Origin of the sequence: Rahnella bruchi (genome assembly GCF_003614975.1) — a bacterium.
Taxonomy (GTDB): Bacteria; Pseudomonadota; Gammaproteobacteria; order Enterobacterales; family Enterobacteriaceae; genus Rahnella; species Rahnella bruchi.
This window is the reverse complement of record NZ_QZWI01000026.1, coordinates 1-20,358: the sequence shown is the minus strand read 5'-3', so window position 1 is coordinate 20,358 and position 20,358 is coordinate 1. Positions and strand designations below refer to the sequence as shown.

12 protein-coding genes and 3 pseudogenes are annotated in these 20,358 nt (G+C 44.8%); 6 read left to right on the top strand and 9 right to left on the bottom strand.

Annotated features, from left to right (window positions below; genetic code table 11):
* Window positions 1-395: 395 nt before the first annotated feature.
* Window positions 396-1,516 (bottom strand): annotated as a pseudogene (locus tag D5398_RS24240) (IS3 family transposase).
* On the opposite strand from D5398_RS24240, the gene D5398_RS25505 reads away from it, so the two are divergent.
* Window positions 1,427-1,783, top strand: a complete 357-nt coding sequence (locus D5398_RS25505) for a hypothetical protein (RefSeq protein WP_162940838.1) — start codon at window positions 1,427-1,429, stop codon at window positions 1,781-1,783. The pseudogene D5398_RS24240 and the gene D5398_RS25505 overlap by 90 nt on opposite strands.
* A gap of 208 nt (window positions 1,784-1,991) precedes the next feature.
* On the opposite strand, the gene D5398_RS24235 is transcribed toward D5398_RS25505, so the two are convergent.
* The 4 genes from D5398_RS24235 to D5398_RS24220 all read right to left on the bottom strand — a co-directional run bounded on the left by D5398_RS24235 (window position 1,992) and on the right by D5398_RS24220 (window position 8,656).
* On the bottom strand, window positions 1,992-3,161 hold the full coding sequence (locus D5398_RS24235; RefSeq protein ID WP_120509903.1) for a GIY-YIG nuclease family protein: 1,170 nt from the start codon (window positions 3,159-3,161) through the stop codon (window positions 1,992-1,994).
* Window positions 3,162-5,105 carry a DEAD/DEAH box helicase gene (locus tag D5398_RS24230; protein ID WP_120509902.1) on the bottom strand — a complete coding sequence of 648 codons (1,944 nt, stop codon included), beginning with the start codon at window positions 5,103-5,105 and terminating at the stop codon, window positions 3,162-3,164.
* Window positions 5,098-7,794 carry a DNA methyltransferase gene (locus D5398_RS24225; RefSeq protein WP_120509901.1) on the bottom strand — a complete coding sequence of 899 codons (2,697 nt, stop codon included), beginning with the start codon at window positions 7,792-7,794 and terminating at the stop codon, window positions 5,098-5,100. Before D5398_RS24225 ends, D5398_RS24230 begins: the two co-directional genes overlap by 8 nt.
* Before the next feature lie 532 nt (window positions 7,795-8,326).
* Complete coding sequence (locus D5398_RS24220) at window positions 8,327-8,656, bottom strand: NIPSNAP family protein (protein ID WP_120509900.1); 330 nt, start codon at window positions 8,654-8,656, stop codon at window positions 8,327-8,329.
* 291 nt (window positions 8,657-8,947) lie between these two features.
* Here D5398_RS24220 and D5398_RS24215 point away from each other — a divergent pair, with 291 nt between their 5' ends.
* Complete coding sequence (locus tag D5398_RS24215; RefSeq protein WP_120509899.1) at window positions 8,948-9,427, top strand: hypothetical protein; 480 nt, start codon at window positions 8,948-8,950, stop codon at window positions 9,425-9,427.
* Here D5398_RS24215 and D5398_RS24210 read toward each other — a convergent pair.
* A pseudogene (locus tag D5398_RS24210) lies at window positions 9,348-10,211 on the bottom strand (transposase); the annotation flags it as partial. The gene D5398_RS24215 and the pseudogene D5398_RS24210 sit on opposite strands and share 80 nt — an antisense overlap.
* 304 nt (window positions 10,212-10,515) lie before the next feature.
* On the opposite strand from D5398_RS24210, the gene D5398_RS24205 reads away from it, so the two are divergent.
* Window positions 10,516-10,914 carry an H-NS family histone-like protein gene (locus D5398_RS24205; protein ID WP_120509898.1) on the top strand — a complete coding sequence of 133 codons (399 nt, stop codon included), beginning with the start codon at window positions 10,516-10,518 and terminating at the stop codon, window positions 10,912-10,914.
* A 385-nt stretch (window positions 10,915-11,299) separates the two neighbouring features.
* Here the strand turns inward: D5398_RS24205 and D5398_RS24200 are convergent.
* Window positions 11,300-12,652: pseudogene (locus tag D5398_RS24200) on the bottom strand (type I restriction enzyme endonuclease domain-containing protein); the annotation flags it as partial.
* Between the two features lie 192 nt (window positions 12,653-12,844).
* Window positions 12,845-13,066, bottom strand: a complete 222-nt coding sequence (locus D5398_RS24195) for a helix-turn-helix domain-containing protein (RefSeq protein WP_119823965.1) — start codon at window positions 13,064-13,066, stop codon at window positions 12,845-12,847.
* 1,297 nt (window positions 13,067-14,363) lie between these two features.
* On the opposite strand from D5398_RS24195, the gene D5398_RS24190 reads away from it, so the two are divergent.
* The 3 genes from D5398_RS24190 to eagI all read left to right on the top strand — a co-directional run bounded on the left by D5398_RS24190 (window position 14,364) and on the right by eagI (window position 18,700).
* Complete coding sequence (locus tag D5398_RS24190) at window positions 14,364-16,244, top strand: sulfatase family protein (RefSeq protein ID WP_244216838.1); 1,881 nt, start codon at window positions 14,364-14,366, stop codon at window positions 16,242-16,244.
* Window positions 16,245-16,380: 136 nt separating this feature from the next.
* Window positions 16,381-17,583 (top strand): anaerobic sulfatase maturase, encoded by a 1,203-nt coding sequence (locus D5398_RS24185; RefSeq protein ID WP_120509897.1) that lies wholly within the window; start codon window positions 16,381-16,383, stop codon window positions 17,581-17,583.
* Window positions 17,584-18,049: 466 nt separating this feature from the next.
* Window positions 18,050-18,700, top strand: a complete 651-nt coding sequence (gene eagI / locus D5398_RS24180; RefSeq protein WP_120509896.1) for an acyl-homoserine-lactone synthase EagI — start codon at window positions 18,050-18,052, stop codon at window positions 18,698-18,700.
* Here the strand turns inward: eagI and D5398_RS24175 are convergent.
* Window positions 18,666-19,421, bottom strand: coding sequence for a helix-turn-helix transcriptional regulator (locus tag D5398_RS24175; protein WP_120509895.1), 756 nt, complete (start codon window positions 19,419-19,421; stop codon window positions 18,666-18,668). The genes eagI and D5398_RS24175 overlap by 35 nt on opposite strands.
* Window positions 19,422-20,358: the final 937 nt, after the last annotated feature.

Below are 20,358 nucleotides of genomic sequence, written 5' to 3'. Positions count from 1 at the left end.
CTGTGCTGTGAGTTCAACCGATGGATGCAACACACTGATTGAACTCACAGCCAGGAGAGGACTTTGCAAACCGACTCGGTTGTCAATGAACAGCTCCTGGGTCATTTAACCACTCGTAATGTCTACATACTCTATGCGAATGCCCTTTCTTAATTCTTGCTTAGTGCCCTGCTTGCAGCGTTTTCATTATCCATAATACAATCCTTATCTGAACAGCTAAACAATGTTTTTTAGCTAAGGATTAGCTTTTTTCTTTTTCTTAGCTGTACAGATAAATTATAATTCTAAGCTAAGAAGAATACATTTATATGAGGGGCGTCCGTAGTGATTCAATCAGAAAACAAGCTCCTACAGGATGTGACGTCATGACCTGCCCCCAGGATTAGATACAACGCTCACTTAGTAATGTCGGATCCTTCACTCTCAGAATTACCCTTTCTCCAGGCCGCCGCAAATTCAGACGGCGTCTGATAATTCAGCGCGGAGTGCGGGCGTCACTCATTATAATCCTGACGCCATTCACTGATGGTTTTCCTGGCATGACTGACGTCACTGAACCAGTGTTCATTCAGGCATTCATCGCGAAAGCGTCCGTTAAAACTCTCAATAAATCCGTTCTGTGTAGGCTTGCCGGGCTGGATAAGCCGCAGCTCTACGCCATGCTCAAAGGCCCATTGATCGAGCGCGCGGCAGGTAAATTCCGGGCCTTGATCAGTTCTTATCGTCGCCGGGTAGCCGCGAAACAGCGCAATGCTGTCCAGAATACGCGTGACCTGCACACCTGAAATCCCAAAGGCAACAGTGACCGTCAGGCATTCCTTCGTGAAGTCGTCCACGCAGGTAAGGCACTTGATCCTGCGACCGGTGGCCAATGCGTCCATGACGAAATCCATCGACCAGGTCAGATTGGGCTTCGCCGGGCGGAGCAGCGGCAGACGTTCTGTTGCCAGCCCTTTACGACGTCTTCTGCGTTTTACGCCCAGGCCACTGAGGTGATAAAGCCGGTACACGCGCTTATGATTAACATGAAGCCCTTCACGGCGCAGCAACTGCCAGATGCGACGGTAGCCAAAACGCCTGCGCTCCAGTCCCAGCTCAGTGATGCGCCCTGATAAATGTTCATCTGCAGCCGGACGCTGAGCCTCATAGCGGCTGGTCGACAGGGATAAACCTGTGAGTCTGCAGGCACGACGTTGCGACAGAACGGTCGCATCGCACATCAACACCACGGCTTCCCGCTTCTGGTCTGTCGTCAGTACTTTCGCCCCAGAGCCACCTGAAGCGCCTCCTTATCCAGCATGGCTTCGGCAAGCAGCTTCCTGAGTCTGGCGTTCTCTTCTTCAAGCGACTTCAGGCGCTTAACCTCAGGCATCTCCATACCACCATACTTCTTACGCCAAGTGTAAAACGTGGCATCGGAAATGGCGTGCTTGCGGCAGAGTTCACGGGCGGATACTCCGGCTTAGGCCTCGCGGAGAATACTGATGATCTGTTGGTCGGAAAAACGCTTCTTCATGGGGATGTCCTCATGTGGCTTATAAAGACATTACGAAAATCGGGGTGTACTAATCAACGGGGAGCAGGTCAGGAGCCAGGAAGACCCAAAAGCTGGAATGATTTTAAAAAACAACAATTAGAAAATGGGATTGATCTGCGACTGCTAAATATGACTTTTGCCAGTTTAGATCGTGCAGGCCTTTGCACTAATACTCATGAGTATTATTTTACTGAGTTAGGTAAAGCCTTCATGAGGGCTGTCACTGGTTCTGCTGGTGACTGTTAACAGGTTCCACTATGGCTTTCATGTCCGCTCCTCGCTCACTGCGGACCCTTAGCTCATTGAGCTTGCCCGCACTGTGCCATGAGCAGACGTTGCTTTAGACAGTCTGAATTGATCCGTGGGGAGCGGGTCAGACACACCTTAAATATAGGTCTATGTCTTACTGGTGAAGTATCCGGTTTAGATGCAGCTATTACAACGTCCGATATACTCAAGGTGTCGTTCTCTCTACTATTTCTTGCGTTATTGCATCATATCGATAGTTGACAATGTCACCTGTAATAAGCATTTGTATTGCCTGCTTGATGCATTCTAGGGGAGCAATAAACCACTCTCTCGGTGTGTGAACAATTCCTTTATGATCAGCCAATTTTACATCCAAACAGGAATGTCCAAAGAAGGTATGTAGCAACCCTTCAAACTTATGTGTTTTCATATTGTAGCACTCAAACTCAGAAACTAACTGAACTGATGCCATTAAATAAGTTGGTTCCTTCTCTGCATTAGCAATACGCTGCACTACGGGAGTGGTGGAATAACCAATCTTATATAAATTATTCACTCTACTGATCTCTGGTTCATTACTTAAAGATTTGAGAATATAAATGTAACCTGATTTTTTATCGTCATGAGTGATGTTCAGCAATTCATCCAACTCTGTATCACTTTTAGCTAAAATACGACGACCTGTTTCATCTTTATACAACTCAGTAGCAAGTGAGCGCAGCAGCATGTCTGATTCTGTACCGTTCTCAAAAACTAGATGTAATCGAGCGTTTATCTTGCCATTCTTCTTCTGCCTCTCTTCCATATGAGAGACATAGCAAGTTATCCCGTGAAGAATGAAGAACATACCCTTTTTAATTTGCTGCTCACCGGTGAATTGAACAGCCTCCATTTCACCCGCTTTAAGATCAGCGTGACATTGCCGAAACAGAGGCTCATATTCATCAAAGTTGGCGCACTTCTTACGCTTGGCAATATGCTGGGGCATTCCCAAGGTCTTTTTAACGTGTTTTAAATTAAAGATACTGTCATCTGGTAAATCTAATATGCCTAACATATCATCCGCAAATATCGCTTCAATAGAAGCCGGTTTAGGTTCTTCAAATCGTGGCAAAAGCCCATGAATATCGTATTGTTTCAACGCACGACAATGATGCTCGTTACTGCGGATAGATTCTAGGCTTTTGCTGCGCATCAGCTCAATCGGATTGCTACGATTAGCTTGCGGTTTTCTCCCATGTTTATCAAAAAATTCATTAATTTGCTTAAACTTAGCAATTAGGTGGTCATCGGCTGTAGGTGCCGATGATTTAGGCTTTGTTTTTAATAAGCCTTGCGTATCAGAAGCTAGAATAGCTTTTAACCAATCATCCATTTACATAGCCTCTTTTTGAGTATTTGCTACCTGCTCTTGTGCAAGACGACGCAGATATATAACGCACTGAGCCAACTCACGCTCACGCCCATTACGAGAGTTAAGGTCTGGATTCCTATTGTTCTCATTTGCAAACGCTTGAACTTTCGGCCACAACGCAATGGCCTCCTCTTTAGACATTTGCATACGAGTCGATTCAATAGAGTCTTGAACCAACTTAAGTGTATCTGTGTTAACCGCTTTTGATAGGATCTCAAACGCTTTCTGAAACGGATTTACTTGGTCGATAAGGTCAATATGCAGCTCATCAATATTGATGAACTTATCAGCCATGCGAACAAACTTCTTGCCACCCTCCTCTTTAATTTCAGATGCTGAAAGCGCTGAGTCCACAACAACTCGCTGACGTATTTCCTCTATCTCCTCTTTAGAGAGGTCTGGGTATTTTTTCTCTATAATTTTAGGGATCAGCACCTTATTAATAACTTCAGGGTCATGACCTGCGGCAGATGCTTTAACAATGTTGTCATCTTGCAAAATCGAAGCTTTTAAGTCATCAAGGTCTGTTTCTAATATTTGCTTAGTTCGCTTGGTGCTTGGCTCTTTCAAACCACCAATGCTGATCACCCCCGGCGGTGTTGGTTCCTTATCTATAGGACTTTTTGTTTTAAACTTAAAGTTTGGTGCCAATACTTGCTCCATAAGAAGAGAACAAGTGATTGCCTTAAGCATATTATTTACAGCATAATTGACTTGATCACTTGAAGCATCAGGTTCAGCAATCAAATTAGTAAACTGAGCATGAGCCTTGTTATGACTATCACGAGTACACCGACCGATAATCTGCACAATTTCCGTCAAAGAGTTGCGGTAGCCGATCGTCAAAGCATGCTCACAAAAACTCCAGTCAAAACCCTCTTTTGCCATGCCCAGCGCAATGATGATATCAATATCATCTTCATGGTCAATATCACGTAAAAATGCCTGTGTTTTCTCTCTATCGTTTTCATCCCATACGAGGTCGGCAACTTTAATGATTTTTCCATCTTCTTTACGTTTTATATGAATGACACCAGTATCTGGGTCGGTGAATTGATGCTCACCAATAATGTCTAAGATAGCTGCGACTTGCTCATATTTATCATCTTTTCCTGACTCGGCAGAGTTTACGTTGGGGATATGGACAATCGTTTTCTTATCAGTATCTAGCACCTCTGCAATTGCAGTGAGGTAATGACCTTTATAGAAGTGGTAACCAATACCCAAAGACTTAAGGTGCTGATAGCCGTTCAGTTGCTCGTAATAGTTAAAAGAGACCTTATCAAACTTCATCTCATCTTCTGGAGTCAGGATTGATACGCTATCGCCACGGAAGTAAGAACCTGTCATCGCAACGATGTGTGCGGTACTGTTCTCAATGAGCGCACGCAACACATCACCCAGCACGTTGTCACCATCAGCAGAAACATGATGGAACTCATCGATTGCCAATAAGATATTGTCAAAAGCGAAGTCTTCTAACTCTTGATATGCAAAGCGCAAGGTAGCGTGAGTACAGATTAAAATGCGCTCATCACTATCTAAAAACTCCTTAAAGATTTTAACTTTGCTTTGATTGCTGGCAGACGTACAAAGGTTGTAATGCGGATTGATGTTCCAATCCGCAAAGAAACCAAATTTAGTTAGCTCAGTGTATCCAAATGAGCCACCGATAGAACGCTCAGGAACAGCGACAATAACTTTGTCGATACCCTGATTGTGAAGTTTATCCAAGCCAATGAACATTAAAGCACGAGATTTACCGGAAGCAGGTGGGGCTTTAATCAATAAATACTGGCTTGCGCGATGCTCAAAAGCACGAGCCTGCATGGCTCGCATTCCCATCTCATCGTTGTTGGTGCTTTCACCTGTTTGAGCATAGGTTACGTTGACTAAATCAGGCATTCACTTTACCCATTACTTTTTCATACATTCTCAAAAGAATTTCAAGACGCTCCTCTTCTTCGGGAATGGTCTTACCAAAGAAAATTCTTTCTATACACTCATCTAGTAAAACATGAGCTTCTTTCAAATTTGCAGGCATTCTTTCTGGATCATATAATTTTGCCAATGAAAATTCAGCATGCATTTCTCTTGCTGAAATAACACCAATCGTTGCCTCCATAATATCTTCTTTATCTGCTAGAGTTAGTTCAGGCACAGGAAATGTGTTGTAACACATAGCAGATGAATATCTGTAATCACTTTTCAATCTTCCTGCTGTCAGCCTCACCCAAGACATATGTAGACGAGAACTTAGTATGCCGAATACCCATACTTCAGGATCATAAATAGCTTGGGCTGAATCTGAAACAATAATTTCAGCACCTAAAAACCCAAAAGGAATATACTTTCTTCTTTCTGATGATACTCGTGGTATTATTATCAGGTGCTCTTTTGCTTGATGCGTATATCTAAACCTATAAGGTTTATCTGCTAGCCCTCTAGCAACATCACCACCGTTGATACGGAACTCACGTACGAGTTCAACTCGTTCTTTTAAGGGAGGGATTGAGTAAGCTTCTTCGTATTCTTCTTCAGAGATCCAAATACACCACCGTTCTTGTCCATTTAAAAAGTCCTGTGAACCACAAAGACGCTTAATAAACTTGCCTGCTTCAGGATAAGCATCTAAAAGAGAATTTTTTTCATCTATTGATAATATTAAATTTCCGCCATCGTAAGGGCTATTACCTGTTATTAATTTTGGCAGCAATGATATAGGCTTTAGGCTTTGATTAACTATTGTGTTATCGCCTTCGTTTAAATATGCACTGATATTTTTTACATTTTTTTTACTTGTGGATTCATATATTGATTTAGGTGAACCGCTTATTTTCCTAATTCCTAGTATGGTACAAATCACAGCGGCTTTATCTCTAGCATTGTTGCTCCAGACAAATGGCTTATAAGCAAAACCTATCTCTAACCCCATATCAAAAATCAAAGGCCACAATTGATGGACTTGTGCGCCTTGATTTATCGAGTTAGTAGATACAAAAGCAAAAACGCCACTAGATTCAGCTATATATTTTGATGCTTTAAAGAACCAACAAGCAATATAGTCTAGCTCACCAAATTTATTTATGCCGCTAAAAGCTTTTTTCATATCAGCCTTTTGGTTCGGTGATTGATACTTCCCTCCTAAATATGGCGGATTACCTAAAATATATACCTCTTCGGAGTCGGTACAAGGACAAACCAACTCCCAGTCCATCAGTACTGCATTACCTGCAACAATCCGCCCGCTTTGCTTTAATGGGAGCGTTGGTGCTGTGTAACCAAACTCAGTCTCAAACACCATGTTCATTTGATGATCAACTAACCATAATGAAAGAATTGCCATCTCATGAGCAAAATCATCGAGCTCAATGCCATAGAATTGGTCTAGGTGAATCGCAGAATGAGATTCATCAAATAATCCTATAATTCCTGATTCAGACTCTGACTCAAGCTCACGAATGCGCTTTAGGATCTCAATTTCTAATTCACGAATTTCTTTGTACGTAATAATCAAAAAGTTGCCTGAACCACACGCAGGGTCAAAGAACTTAATGCGGCTTAGTCGAACCTGAAGCTTCTTCAGTTTGTTGATATTGTCATTGCACTTATCAAACTCTTCATAAAGATCATCCAAGAACAGCGGTTCAATCACTTTCATGATGTTTGATACTGAGGTGTAGTGCATCCCCATTTTGCTTCGTGTTTCAGGGTCGGCAACACCTTGAATCATCGAACCAAAAATATCAGGGTTTATATCTGCCCAATCTAATTGACCAGAATCAAGCAACATACGACGAGCTTTGGCATCGAATGTTGGCACTCTAATCTGGCGCTTAAATAACCCACCGTTAACATACGGAAAATCATTAAGATACCTTGGAAAATCATTACGCTGATGTGCTGGCGTATCCAATACGTAAAACAAACGTTCAAACACGCCTTGTAGATCGATTCCATCTTCTTGCGTATGTTGATTCAGAAGGTTTGTGAATTGGTTCTCAGAGAAGATTTTTGTGTCTTCTGCAAAGAAACAGAAAAGTAGGCGGTTGAGAAATACTACCAAATCATGCAACTGTTCTTTCGTGGCATTCGCTGGGTAGTTAGTTGCTTTGATATGGTCAAAAAAATCCGCCATCTTCTCAGCCGCTTTGACATCCGCAGGGTTTTCACCGCGATAAACCATTTTCTCCATACCTGCCCACGGTAAGAAGAAATCAAAATGTTTCGGTAGCTGACCAAGCTCGATATCAAGCGTGTCTTGAGTCTTTGTATCAATAGCAATAAGCTGAGAGAAATCAGTAATAACAACAAAACGAATCTTGTTGGTAGCAACCGTTTTGCTGTTTTTGAGAGCATCTATTTCAGCAAACAAGTTTGATGTACATGGTTTAAAGTAAAGATGACGCTTTAAGATCACCTCACCAGCATCCTTCGCTAGGTTACGCTCACCAGACTTAACACGGTTCACTACCGACTTACGATGTCCGTATGCCAGCAACAGTTCGTAGACAAAATCATCTTTCGAAATTTTTTGGCTTGATACTTGTTTCACCAAACTCTTGACATTTTCTTCTATTTGTACGCTATTCATGTGTTTTACGACCTAAATGGCATTGGTTGAATTTTAATATGCACAGTTCATTCAAGCTATTCTTTAACTTGAATTTTAATTATCGTAGTGGTCAATTACGACTGTACATCCTTATGCAGGGCAATGCACTCTCTTCATCGCACTCAATAACTATCTTCTTTCTCCGTCAGAACACTCACGGTCAATCTTTGTCAACGGTGCGTTGAGTTGATGTTCTTTCATTCCATGTTTGTGACTTGCCCCCAGGATTAGATACAATCTTCAGTTAGTAATGTCGGTTATTTTTTCTTCATATTTCCCGTTTCGCAAGCCCGCAGACCTGCTCCCAAATGATTAACAAACATTCACACTAGTAAATCACCAAGCTGCCAATCACGAAGGTCCGTTCCTCGCTCAAAGCTGCCGGTGAGATACCTCAGATCATCGGGTGAACGGCTCGGGGAAGAGTTAACAGTTCTGCCTAAAAACTTTGCTGTGTCGGGCAGGCAATATAAATGCCGCCTGCGCGGCTTTTATACGCATAGATGCACAGTCAATTGGATCGTAAATTATCAATGGCACCGTTGTTAAGCATAAGCACCGATTTAACGCTGACGCTGACCCTATCAATAATGGCCTGCCGGGGGCCAAGACGCCATTCTTCACTGTTGTAAAAAGATTCCTGAGAAGATTTGAGCTGGGATAGGCTGTCATAAGCTCTGATCAGATAGTATGCGTCGTTGTCATGTGCCGACATACCAAAAGAAATAATATCCATACCCGCTAAACGGTGAAGTGGAGCACTCTGCTCCGTCATAATTCTGTGGAAGTCTTTCCCAGTGCCGGGTTTTAGGGTGTACAGCAGAAATTCGACTGTTTTCATCTTCGATATCCTTTTCATTTTTTTCATCATAGCGAATTATTGCACGTAGAGCCGTTGAACTTGTCAGTATTGGCGGAGCGTGCTGATTGATACCGATTCTTTCCTCGCCATGCTGGGTCTGAGCGTATTCTGAGAGCCCGAGGCGCACTTTTTTGTAGTTGTTAGCGGGGAGCTATTTCAGCAGAATGAGACTGCTTTAACCATGCCATTGTTCATACAATCACACACTATCGAATATGGCTCCAGTAGGAGTTAACGGCTCACTAAAGAAAGGATGCAGGAGATTGAGCGATGCGTTCTCATCAACTACACAAATCCTTTAAACTTTATCGTAGTGTCAACACGACTACGCGGCATCATTCTAATAATCCAGGTGCTGAGTATCGTTGGGAACGCAATCGTAAAAAAGTCGGAGATGAGCTACTGGCAAAGCGCGAGACAATGCATGGCAGGCAAAAGCGTGGCCGGGACTACACGCCATTATTTTACTTTCTGGTCAAACAGATTGGAAAACCGTGGGATAAGATATTCAGCGAAGTATGTGGCCGTCTTGATACCACAGTGCCTGTATTCTGGTTGGTCGCGCTACATGAGCATGAGCGAAGGGATTTAGTGTGCATTGGCGAAAGCAGCTATTATCCGGGCCTGTATGTCGATGGGAGGGGAATTCTGCAACAGGTAAACTCTTCGATTACAGGAAAAGACGTAAAGGTGACTTGCCGCTGTTGCACACACACTTATATTGGTGAGCTTGTGCCCTGGATGGATTGAGTGACAGCAAATATTTCGCTTCGCCGTAGCGGATTCGGGTCTTCGGGCAACGTTAAAAGATCCTGATCCATCAAAACGCCAGAGTCCCGATGGCTAATTAATGCGACTTCCCTTTTTCTCGCAGGCCCGGGTAATAAAGTCAGGCCCAGTATGATGAGTTAATCGTTTTGGCAGCCCATTCAACAAAGGTCTGCCTGACGAACTTCGCACATTGCCATTGCCATTGCCATTGCCATTGCCATTGCCATTGCCATTGCCATTGCCATTGCCATTGCCATTGCTAGTGAACCCAGAATATCTGGCCACTTCAATCTGTCAGCGGTGCAATACCTGCGTAGTTTTGAATTTCTTCATCGCTGTTAAACCGGTCACGGTTATCACAAAGTGCAGCAAGCATCTAGGATCCCGGCCATTGGCCAATGCCGGGAAGTAATTGATACTGCCCCGCATTTGGCAATGCGTCAAACAACGTTTCGATTCGTTCTTCTTAGGTTGTGATGATTTCAATCACGGCTTTACTTTATGTCGCCAGTGCTGTTGCCATCGAAGCATTGGCCTCTATAACACACGGGTCTGTCGTCAATGGGAGCGCGTTATCAAAACTCGCAATACGTTGCTCGGTAAGAGCCATTGTGCGGCCACCTTTGGCATTCAGAAAGTTGCGGATCGTGTCGCACCTGGCAAGTTTCAGTTGTTACAGACTGGCCCACCGTATAATCAGTTCACACAACAGTAAACTACCCCGATGTGAGAACCACTCCAGGGGCTGAGGATAATATTGTTGACACGCGCCCCGTATGAGCCCCATTCATATTCAAGAATAACCGGCTTCATTCTGGCTGCATATTCTGACAACCGGCAGATTTTTGGCAAAGTCGTAAGGCGTCATCCAGCCCAGTGCAGAATGGGGTTTCAGTTATTTCCTAAGAGGGATAAACCTCTAGAAACTGGGCGTAAAAAAAGAATGACATATTATTTCTAAATGATGACAACAGAGATAAATAAATTGAGCATATTTGATTTCATGATATATTTACTGATGTATCGTATGAATGAATAACCCCATATTAAACTGTAAGGTGGCACTCATGTCAGAAGCTCTAAAAACATTAAATAATATTCGTACATTGCGTGCACAGGCTCGTGAAGTCGATCTTGCGACTTTGAATGAAATTTTAGAAAAACTTACCTCAATCGTTGAAGATCGCCGTCAGGAAGATGAAGCTGCATCTGCTGAAATTACTGAACGTAAAGCTAAACTTGAAAAATATCGTCAACAAATGCTTGAAGATGGCATCGATCCAACTGAACTCCTAGGTTCACTTTCAGCGGGTAAATCTAAGAAGACACGTGAGCCTCGCCCGGCTAAATATAAGTATACTGATGAAAATGGTGAGACAAAAACATGGACCGGCCAGGGGCGCACTCCTAAGGCTATCAAAGACCTTCTTGATTCAGGCAAATCACTGGAAGACTTTGCCATATAACACCTCTTTTTAGACAATTCGCCGACGAACGTTCGGCGAATTGTCTGAAACAACCTATTCCGCCCCCATCAGTGATTTAATTGCTACTGTTGTTCCCTTTTTAATTCCTCCGCCTTTTTAATTACTTCAGAGAAATAGATCAGTAACGTAAGAGTAGGAATACGCTGACAGGTGAATTCACTTATAAGTAGGTCGGGCATGAAAGAGCGGTAAAAATCAGCAACCGCGGGCTCTAAGTTCACCTCTTTTGCACAACTGCCCAAACTACTACACAAATTCGACAGTAAATATCTTCCCCGGTATGTCCTGCTCCCCGTTGACGAGTAAGCCCGATGTGAGTCATGCCTTCATAATGAGTATCTATGCCAAATCGCAAGTTAATTAATCAGCTTTGTAGATACTTCTTAAAGTTTTCCGCCTGCTCAAGCACACTTTTATAAACTTCATCATTGGCTACAGGAGGGAAACCATAGCGGCGCAGCAGCAGAATAAGGTCTACTTTCAGCTTCGCCTTGATGTCGTCGCGATTGCTCCAGTCTGGGTATTGGGCGCTGTCATCGACGATCACCTTCATATCTCTAGCCAAGGCCAACATCTTGTCGTCGTCGTAGGTGAAGTCGTACTTCTGGCACATAAGCGCCAGGATATCGAGAAAGGTCTTCTCCTCCATATCGATGCCAATATCGGCAAATGACATCATCTCGGTTTTGATGTCGTAGACCATATCGGTCATTTGTTGGGTGAAAGCGTCAAACTCTTCGCCGTTGAGGACGTCATTTTCCTTACGCTGGTTGTACTGTTCAACCAAGGCCTGGAAACGCTTGGAGAAGTTAATTCCCTGCAGCTGGTTAATCTTTTGAAAATCGCTAATGGCTTTTGCCAGCATCTTTTGCAGCAATTGCATCCGGGTATTAGGCAGCTTAATTTTGCTGATACGCGCCATGTACTCGTCATCAAAGATGTCGATGGTCTCCGCTTTATCTTCACCGAGCGTGAATATTTCCTCGACACCATCGGCCTTTAACGCCTCGGCGATCATCTCACGCACTTTCTGGTTCATCTGCGCGGTGTCAGGCGCATCGCCCTTAGTAAGCTTATAGACAATAGAACGCACAGCCAGATAAAAATGAATTCGCTCACGCTCATCCTGAGTGATCTCTTCACTGCCGACGCAAACGTCATAAGCGGCTTTCAGGCGTTTTACCAGTCCCATAAACCGCAGCTCAATCTTCTTGGTCTGGAGCGCAAACTCAGCGGCACGGTTCAGGCATTCCAGCTGTAAAGTGGGCGTCCCTGAGAAGTAATGACGGCTGTCAAAAGTATGGAATACCTGTGCAAGCAGATGCAGGTGATTACGCACCTCGGTCAGTGACTGTTGAACATCTTCAAAGTTGGATTTATCCGCTTTCGAATACATCGCCAATGCCAGATTCATCCGGCTTTTGATACCGATGTAATCGACCACTAACCCCTTCTCTTTCCCCTCAAAGCGTCGGTTAACCCTGGAGATGGTCTGGATCAGGTTATGCTTTTGCAGAGGTTTATCGATGTAGATGGCATCAAGCTCGGGTACGTCAAAACCGGTCAACCACATGTCTACCACGATGGCTATCTTGAAGTTGGAATGGGGATTTTTGAACTGCTTGTCCAGTTCCCTGCGGTAGTCTTTGGTACCGAGCAGGTTATACATGTCCAGCTCATCATCCTGTCCACGGGTCATGACCATATTGACGAGGGGATATCGTGATAATTAAGTCATTTTATCATTTCAGCAAAGTTCGTTGTTTTCACTGCCATTCATTCTATGCGTAGAGCAGGACCGTACTTTGAGGGCAGACACATGAGGCAAAAAGCAACAGATGAGATGTGTTTGCCGCTTATCCTGTTATAAAAAATTCAAAAAAAATCACAGGTGGTTTTCGGCCAAAAACTATTTGAAGTCGAACAACATGCTGATTTTCACTTCTAATCCACCCGCTAAAACACTGATCACTTGTAGCGTTGGATTCCTTACACCGCGCTCAATTCCACTGATATACGTGCGATCTAATCCACATTTATCAGCAAAAGCTTCCTGAGACAGACCAGACTGTAGCCTGAGTTTTTTAATGTGGGCTCCGAAACGGGCCTGAATGCTAAAGGTATTTATCATGCCGCCAAAATGACGCCTAGATGCTTATCAGACCACGGACTATGAGTCACAAACACCCTATTCTGTTTCTATATCGTGAACCAGCCCGAACATAAGAACCTGACGTCGCGTCACTCGCGTTATTTTAGCAATAGCACATGTGCCCTCACCTGATGCACATTCACTTCGGTTAAGCACGCTCTGCTGTGCATGCAGCGGAGCTTCGGCTTGTAGAAATGCGTATTCCTTTGCAACGTTTTTTTCACCGTTATCATAACTTATTCGATTCAGCTCACTTTTTAGGTAAAAAAACACCAAAAGAGATTATGGAATCACGTGAAGACTATGAGTCACAACTTGTCTATGCTACATTCTTTAATGTGACTTATAGGCAACAAAAAAGAAGAGCTGTCATACTCCCATTTCCACAGCAAGAGGGGAATGACTCCCATACAAATTAAGGCGAGACATTTTTCTCCCAGCATGATGGCCATTTGCTCACTTGGGGCCCTATCCTCAAGCGACATGACTAAACAGTAGGACCCCAATTAAGGGATTCATTCGAAAAACCATTCTTTGTCTTAGAGTGAGTGGATTTACAAATAATTTAGAAAAAAATTCTCGTTCGTAATTCTGCCAACCCAGGAATCTTTACTCATGGAAATAGCCTCATCCGAAATGCTTTTAGAAGGTCAAAACTTAGCGAGCCATCATATCCCACATAGGGCGCCATCTTTATGTAAGAGACTGCGTCTTAACTTTCATGATGATATGCCCGCAGCTCATTACCCATTCACCGATGGATTTGATGGGAACGTTAATGCGGACAGACAACATTGCACGAGTATGCCATCTGTAAACTCCCTGTGTTGCCCTTCTCATCGTTGCATGATTTTTTGTGGCGGTGCTGACGTCGCTATCGCCGGCGACGTTGAGCAGGCTTCACTCCATGGCGGCATGGAACATTTCCCGCCCAATAGGCCAATTTATTCCCACGCATAGTGCTTTGCACTAATAACATGAATCCCAGCTTTAATTGCAGGAAAAATAGCAAGGTGGCATTGATTACATTGAAACAGAATAAAAGCCAATGACATTCAGATATATCAGCCAAAATGTTACCTGGTGAAAATTTAACAGCCCAACGCTTTCTATCATCATGTTACATATCCTAACAGTGATTTTTTCAATGCTGTAGGACACTCTGTTTTTTCAATAACAATAAGAATCACTCTTCATTGCAATACCTCTAAGAAAGAGAAACACCGCAATTTTTTAACATTTTTATACTTTGATTTAATTAACAAGGAACAATGTTATGAAAAACACAAAAAATGTGTCACGGCGCTCTTTTATTGTTGGCACCGGTGCAGTGACGGCCGCCTCTATTATCAGTTCAAAAATGGCCTTTGCTGGAAAACCCCAAGATGCGAAGGGAAACCCTGAAACAAAAGATTATTCCCGGTCACAGAATATTACGCCCCCGCAGGCGATCCCTGACGGTTATAACATTCTCTTTATCGTCTCAGACCAGGAACGCTATTTTGAGAAATACCCCTTCCCTGTTCCGGGTCGTGAAAGGCTCTACGCAACCGGCACCAAATTCACTAACCATCACATTTGCAGCAGCGTCTGTACCCCCTCCCGCTCTGTGCTCTACACCGGCCTGCACATGCCGCAAACGGGCATGTTTGATAACCCAGGGTTTCCGTGGATGCCCAACAGTATGGACCCGAAACTTGGTACCCTGGGCCATATCATGCAGGAGATCGGCTACTACCCAGCCTATAAGGGGAAATGGCACCTCAATACCTTCATGGAAGACCCGGTGGAGAAGAACCCTGACGGCACCACCGAGCTTGGCGACATTCCACGCGAAAAACTCCATGCCATCATGGAGGAGTACGGGTTTCATGACTACACGGGCGTGGGCGATGTCATCGGTCATAGTCAGGGCGGATACCTTTACGACGAGCTGACCTCCAGTCAGGCAATCAACTGGTTACGGGGAAAAGGGCGCACCAAACAAGATAAAAACGAACCCTGGATGTTGGCGGTCAATCTGGTGAACCCGCATGATGTGATGTATATCGACACCGACGAAGACAGCGAGAAAAACCAGTGGAAAGGCCCGCTGATTGCCGGCAGTAACAGCTCAACGCCCAACCAGGCGCCCAAAAACACTCTGTATAAGAACGGCTGGCCGGATGTCCCATTAGCCCAATCCCGACACCAGTCGTTTAATGAGCCGGGTCGCCCGCATGCGCATGAGGAGTACCAGATGTGTAACGGGGTGTTGGTGGGCACCATCGCCGACCAGGACCGCCGGTGGCGAAAATTGCAGGATTATTACTTCAACTGCATCCGCGATAATGACACCCAACTGATGCGCATCTTGAATGAGTTAGACGCGCTAGACCTGTCGAAGAACACCATTATCGTGTATACGGCCGACCACGGGGAGCTGTGCGGCGCACATCAGATGAGTGGGAAAGGCACCTGCACTTATAAAGAACAGGTGAATGTGCCGCTGACCATCGTGCACCCGGCGTTCCCCGGCGGTAAATCGTGTTCTGCCCTGACCTGCCACGTAGATATTGTGCCCACACTGGTGGCGCTCACCGGTAAGGAGAACCTGAATAAAAGTCAGATCCTCAGCTCCCGCAAAGGCCATGACCTGAGTGACCTGTTATTCTCCCCGGACAAGAAACCGGTGAACGCCGTCAGGGACAGCATCCTTTACTGTTATGATATGTTGATGTATTCCGATGCCACCTATATCGGGAACATGTTCAAAGTCATCCGCGACAAAGCGCTAACCAAAACTGAGAAACAGCGTCTTTTTAACACGTTTACACCCAACCTGGATAAACGCGGCGGGGTAAGAATGGTGTATGACGGCAAATATAAATTTACGCGCTACTTCTCTTTACGCCAGCACCATACGCCCACAACAATTGATTTCTTACTGAAATATAATGACATCGAGCTTTATGATACGGTCAATGACCCCGATGAAATGACCAATCTGGCACACGATGAAAACTATCGGGGAGTGATGATGCAACTCAATTCTCAGCTCAACGCCCAGTTTGCCAGTGAAATAGGCATTAAAGACGATGGTCACTATATTCCGGCACTGCACGGCCTGACCTGGGATTTAGACCCAGAACATGTTGAGCGGTATCTGAGAGACTAATAACGTAACACGGTGAAATGGCGGCATGCCGGTTTTTATATCCATCTGAATTCACTGGCTTGCCTGCCATTTAACAAACTGAAACATTATTTAAAACTGTCGAAAAACTTTCAAACTTCGTTATCGAGGTAAGTAAATGAAAAAGCCTTTTCATATAATAGCCAAACCGACAGGTTCTCAATGTAACCTTTCTTGCGAATACTGTTTTTATTTGGGTAAGGAACAGAGCATTCTCAATATTGTCAAAAAAAGTAACCGGCATATGAACGATGAAACGCTCCGGAGTTTTGTGAAGCAATATATTGCCGCCTCCCCCTTGCAGGAAGTGGAATTCATCTGGCAAGGGGGCGAACCTACATTAGCGGGGATCCCTTTTTTCAGACGGGTGCTCTTCTGGCAGAACACCTACGCCGGGACCAAGAAAATTCGCAACAGCATCCAGACCAATGGCGTGCTGATCAACGATGAGTGGGGAAAGTTTCTGGCAAAAAACCACTTCCTGGTGGGGATTTCCATTGACGGGCCGAAAGAAATTCATGACTTCTACCGTTACTCCAACAGCGGCAGAACGTCATTTGACAGGGTGATGCAGGCGGTCGCTGTTTTGAAGAAGTACCAGATAGCGTTCAATGTATTAACCACGGTCAACAGTGTGAATTGCCACTCGCCTCTTTCGGTCTATCATTTTATCACGCAAGAGTTGGGCGCGTCCTATGTGCAGTTCATCCCTATCGTTGAGCAATATGCCCCTCCCACGGCGCCGGAAAACACCCTCTATCCGCCGGCTAAAAAGCTGGCGGACTGGTCTGTGACGGGTGAAGCCTGGGGACAGTTTATCATCACTATTTTTGATTACTGGGTGACACATGATGTGGGGCGGAAGTTTGTGCAGCTCTTCGATAACGTTTTTGGGATCTGGTTAGGCGAAAAGCCCAGCCTCTGCGTCATGAACGGGTCCTGTGGTCAGGGATTGGTCATTGAACAAAATGGAGATATCTTCAGCTGTGACCACTACGTTTACCCCTCCCATAAGCTGGGCAATATCAATACCGACGACTTAGACCGTATGGTTTACGGCAAGCAGCAGCGTCGGTTCGGCTTATCGAAACTGAATGTCTCCAGGGCGTGTTACTACTGTGAATGGTTGCGTTTTTGCAACGGCGGTTGTCCAAAACATCGGATAAGCCGGGATGAAAACGTTGGCAATAATCATCTGTGCCAGGGTTACCAGGCTATGTTTGCGCATATGGCGCCCTATATGGAGCACATGAGCAAATTACTCGCCCAAAATCGTGCCCCGGCAGACATCATGAATATTGCCGCATCCCTTCAACAGTAGCCTCTGAGCGGCCCGTTCCGGCGTTCCCTCCGGCACGCCGGGTGAAGAGGAATGCTCTGTACGGTTTAACATACTCAAGATGCCCGAATCAGGCCCCTTACTTCGCCATTTCATTACGGGCACCCACACATGTTCGGGGCTTGCCCGTCCGCCTGATAGGTGAAATCAGTCTCATGTCCCCTCCTGGTTTGCCGATAAAGGCGCCCACCGGCAGCAATAAATAAAGGTAAATGCTATCCCTAGGGAAGTGGACATAGGGTTGGCTCACCTTCAACAAAGGATTTGCAGCAGCGAATCAAAAGCACAGTCTCGTCGCATTTTCTCCGGGGGTTAGGAGCGGCGTCTCCCCTCCCTGATGAATACAATCTCCCTACAGTCTGTGATTTCTTTGTCGATTATTTATTGCAATAATCAGGACAGATTGAAATTACCTTATCTTCGACCGTACTCATTATCAGGAAAGAAAATGTTAGAAATTTTTGATGTCAGTTACAACGACCTGACGGAAAGGCGTTCGGAAGACCTTTACAAATTGAGGAAAAAAACTTTTAAAGACCGTCTGGATTGGGCCGTTAATTGCAGTAACGATATGGAGTTCGACGAGTTTGATAATTCAAATACCCGCTACATGCTGGGAATTTATGATAATCAGCTGGTCTGCAGTGTCCGTTTCATTGATTTGCGTTTACCGAATATGATAACGCATACGTTCCAACGTTTATTTGGTGACGTGAAATTACCGGAAGGTGATTATATCGAATCAAGCCGTTTCTTTGTCGATAAGAACCGGGCAAAAGCATGGCTGGGCAGCAGGTACCCGATAAGTTATGTCCTTTTTCTGTCGATGATTAATTACGCACGTCATCATGGACACACCGGGATTTATACCATTGTCAGCCGCGCCATGCTAACGATAGCTAAACGCTCAGGTTGGGAGATAGAGGTGATTAAGGAAGGGTTTGTCAGTGACAATGAACCCATATATCTTCTGCGCCTTCCGATAGACCACCATAACCAACACCTGCTCGCAAAAAGGATCAGCGACCAGTCAGAGTCAGACATCACAGCGCTGTGCCAATGGCCTATGTCTTTGCAGGTGACACCAGAACAGGTTTAATCAGTTCAAGCTCAACGCCAAGCCGGATTGCCTGCTTGGCGTTAATGACCCCCAGCTTGCGGACCACATTTCCCATGTGGTATTTCACCGTGCGGGTGGTGATAGTGGTGATTTGGGCAATCTCATCGTAGGTTTTGCCCATACTGGCCCAATGCAACACTTCGTTTTCTCTGGCGGAGAAGATGGGCTTACCGCTGTTCACCGCGGGTCCCGTAGAAGATCTTGCGGCGCTTTCGTTAAGCATCAGCATTTTTTCGTGGGTTTTAATCAACAGGCACTGCAACCGGTCCATGTCCTGCGCCACCTTATTTTCTGGCCCTTTCTCGTCTCCTGCCTCCATGATCAGCGACAGCATGCCCAGATTGTTTCTGTGATCATGCAGCACGAAGGTGAACCCATTGGCGATACTGAATTTCTTTGAGAGCGAAAAAATCTTTGATGATTTTAAATCCGACAGCACCGTCAGGTTTTCGTCCCAGGCGAAGGGAGATACGCGTTTAAACGCGGTGAGCACAACCGGGTCGATATGGTGATAATTATGTGTGGTGTAGATACTGACCCATTCATCGGGATAACTGGTCACCACAAAGATATTAGTAGGATTCTTCTTATTAATGACCATATAAGTATATTTCAAAGGCCCGTACGAAACTAATTTCCTCTCGATATAGTCGCGTAACGTTTCTATTATTTTCTGGTCATTTCTTACACGAGAATGCATGCTTGTACCTCTCCTGTCTAACGTCCTTTCCCTATTGATTTTCGTAGAGTTTTTGTCACTAAGTACAGTGCCTTATTACACCTTAGTACAACTATCCGGATGCGTCTCCCCCCGTATAATCCCCGCATAAGAAGTAATAAGCAAAAAAAACCTGACCGCAGAGTTAGGTGGCAACATTAGCCAACACCAGGAACTTAAAGTGTGTAGTTGTTAAAATGCCACAGAATTCCATTTGTTTCGACAAATGTGTTTCTGTGGCATTTTTATTTTTATCGACGGATGATTATATGCCCGCTTATTTCCCGTGCCTGACTTCCCCCATCTTATCGCACCAGCACTCTTCTCTGACGGTAGCTGTTGAATAACGCACGGGCAGCGGATTTTTTCACATACCCCCTTAAATATCCTTTATCTTCCGCCATGAAGTGTTTCGTTTTCAGCCCGAGGATACGAGGGATAGGTGGGCGCCTTTACGGCTGTGGCGTGTTGCCTGCATTTCAATGCCAGTACGCGATGGCCTGGGGCCGGATGCTAACGCACTCTCAATCTGCCCTGCTTAACACATGCTCTGACCGGTGTATTGGTGATGCAGGATGCTGTGCCTAGCCTGCTGATACGGATGCACCACTTCGTCTCAACGCATGTTAGCGCGGCATTTCCCGGTGATTGGGTCCTAATCCTATAGCGCCTGACTTTCTCCGGTTTTACCTGTTCCCACGTACGCTTCCCTCATCCTTGCAACCACGCTTAAAGCCGGACATGCACTTTTTTATGCTTTTGTTATTGTGCCATCGACATCACAAATGATAATGCTTATCATTACTTTGATCTCCTCATGGACCGAGAGTACGGTGTGAGTACTGTATGTAATTACAGTATTTACACTCAACCGTATGAACCAAGGATAAGGATATGGCACTTGATGCAGACAAAATGA

Excerpts from the sequence above, each read along its gene's own strand:
- D5398_RS24235 (WP_120509903.1), bottom strand. The coding sequence starts at position 3,161 with ATGGATGATTGGTTAAAAGCTATTCTAGCTTCTGATACGCAAGGCTTA.
- D5398_RS24230 (WP_120509902.1), bottom strand. The coding sequence starts at position 5,105 with ATGCCTGATTTAGTCAACGTAACCTATGCTCAAACAGGTGAAAGCACC.
- D5398_RS24225 (WP_120509901.1), bottom strand. The coding sequence starts at position 7,794 with ATGAATAGCGTACAAATAGAAGAAAATGTCAAGAGTTTGGTGAAACAA.
- D5398_RS24220 (WP_120509900.1), bottom strand. The coding sequence starts at position 8,656 with ATGAAAACAGTCGAATTTCTGCTGTACACCCTAAAACCCGGCACTGGG.
- D5398_RS24215 (WP_120509899.1), top strand. The coding sequence starts at position 8,948 with ATGCGTTCTCATCAACTACACAAATCCTTTAAACTTTATCGTAGTGTC.
- D5398_RS24205 (WP_120509898.1), top strand. The coding sequence starts at position 10,516 with ATGTCAGAAGCTCTAAAAACATTAAATAATATTCGTACATTGCGTGCA.
- D5398_RS24195 (WP_119823965.1), bottom strand. The coding sequence starts at position 13,066 with ATGATAAATACCTTTAGCATTCAGGCCCGTTTCGGAGCCCACATTAAA.
- D5398_RS24190 (WP_244216838.1), top strand. The coding sequence starts at position 14,364 with ATGAAAAACACAAAAAATGTGTCACGGCGCTCTTTTATTGTTGGCACC.
- D5398_RS24185 (WP_120509897.1), top strand. The coding sequence starts at position 16,381 with ATGAAAAAGCCTTTTCATATAATAGCCAAACCGACAGGTTCTCAATGT.
- eagI (WP_120509896.1), top strand. The coding sequence starts at position 18,050 with ATGTTAGAAATTTTTGATGTCAGTTACAACGACCTGACGGAAAGGCGT.
- D5398_RS24175 (WP_120509895.1), bottom strand. The coding sequence starts at position 19,421 with ATGCATTCTCGTGTAAGAAATGACCAGAAAATAATAGAAACGTTACGC.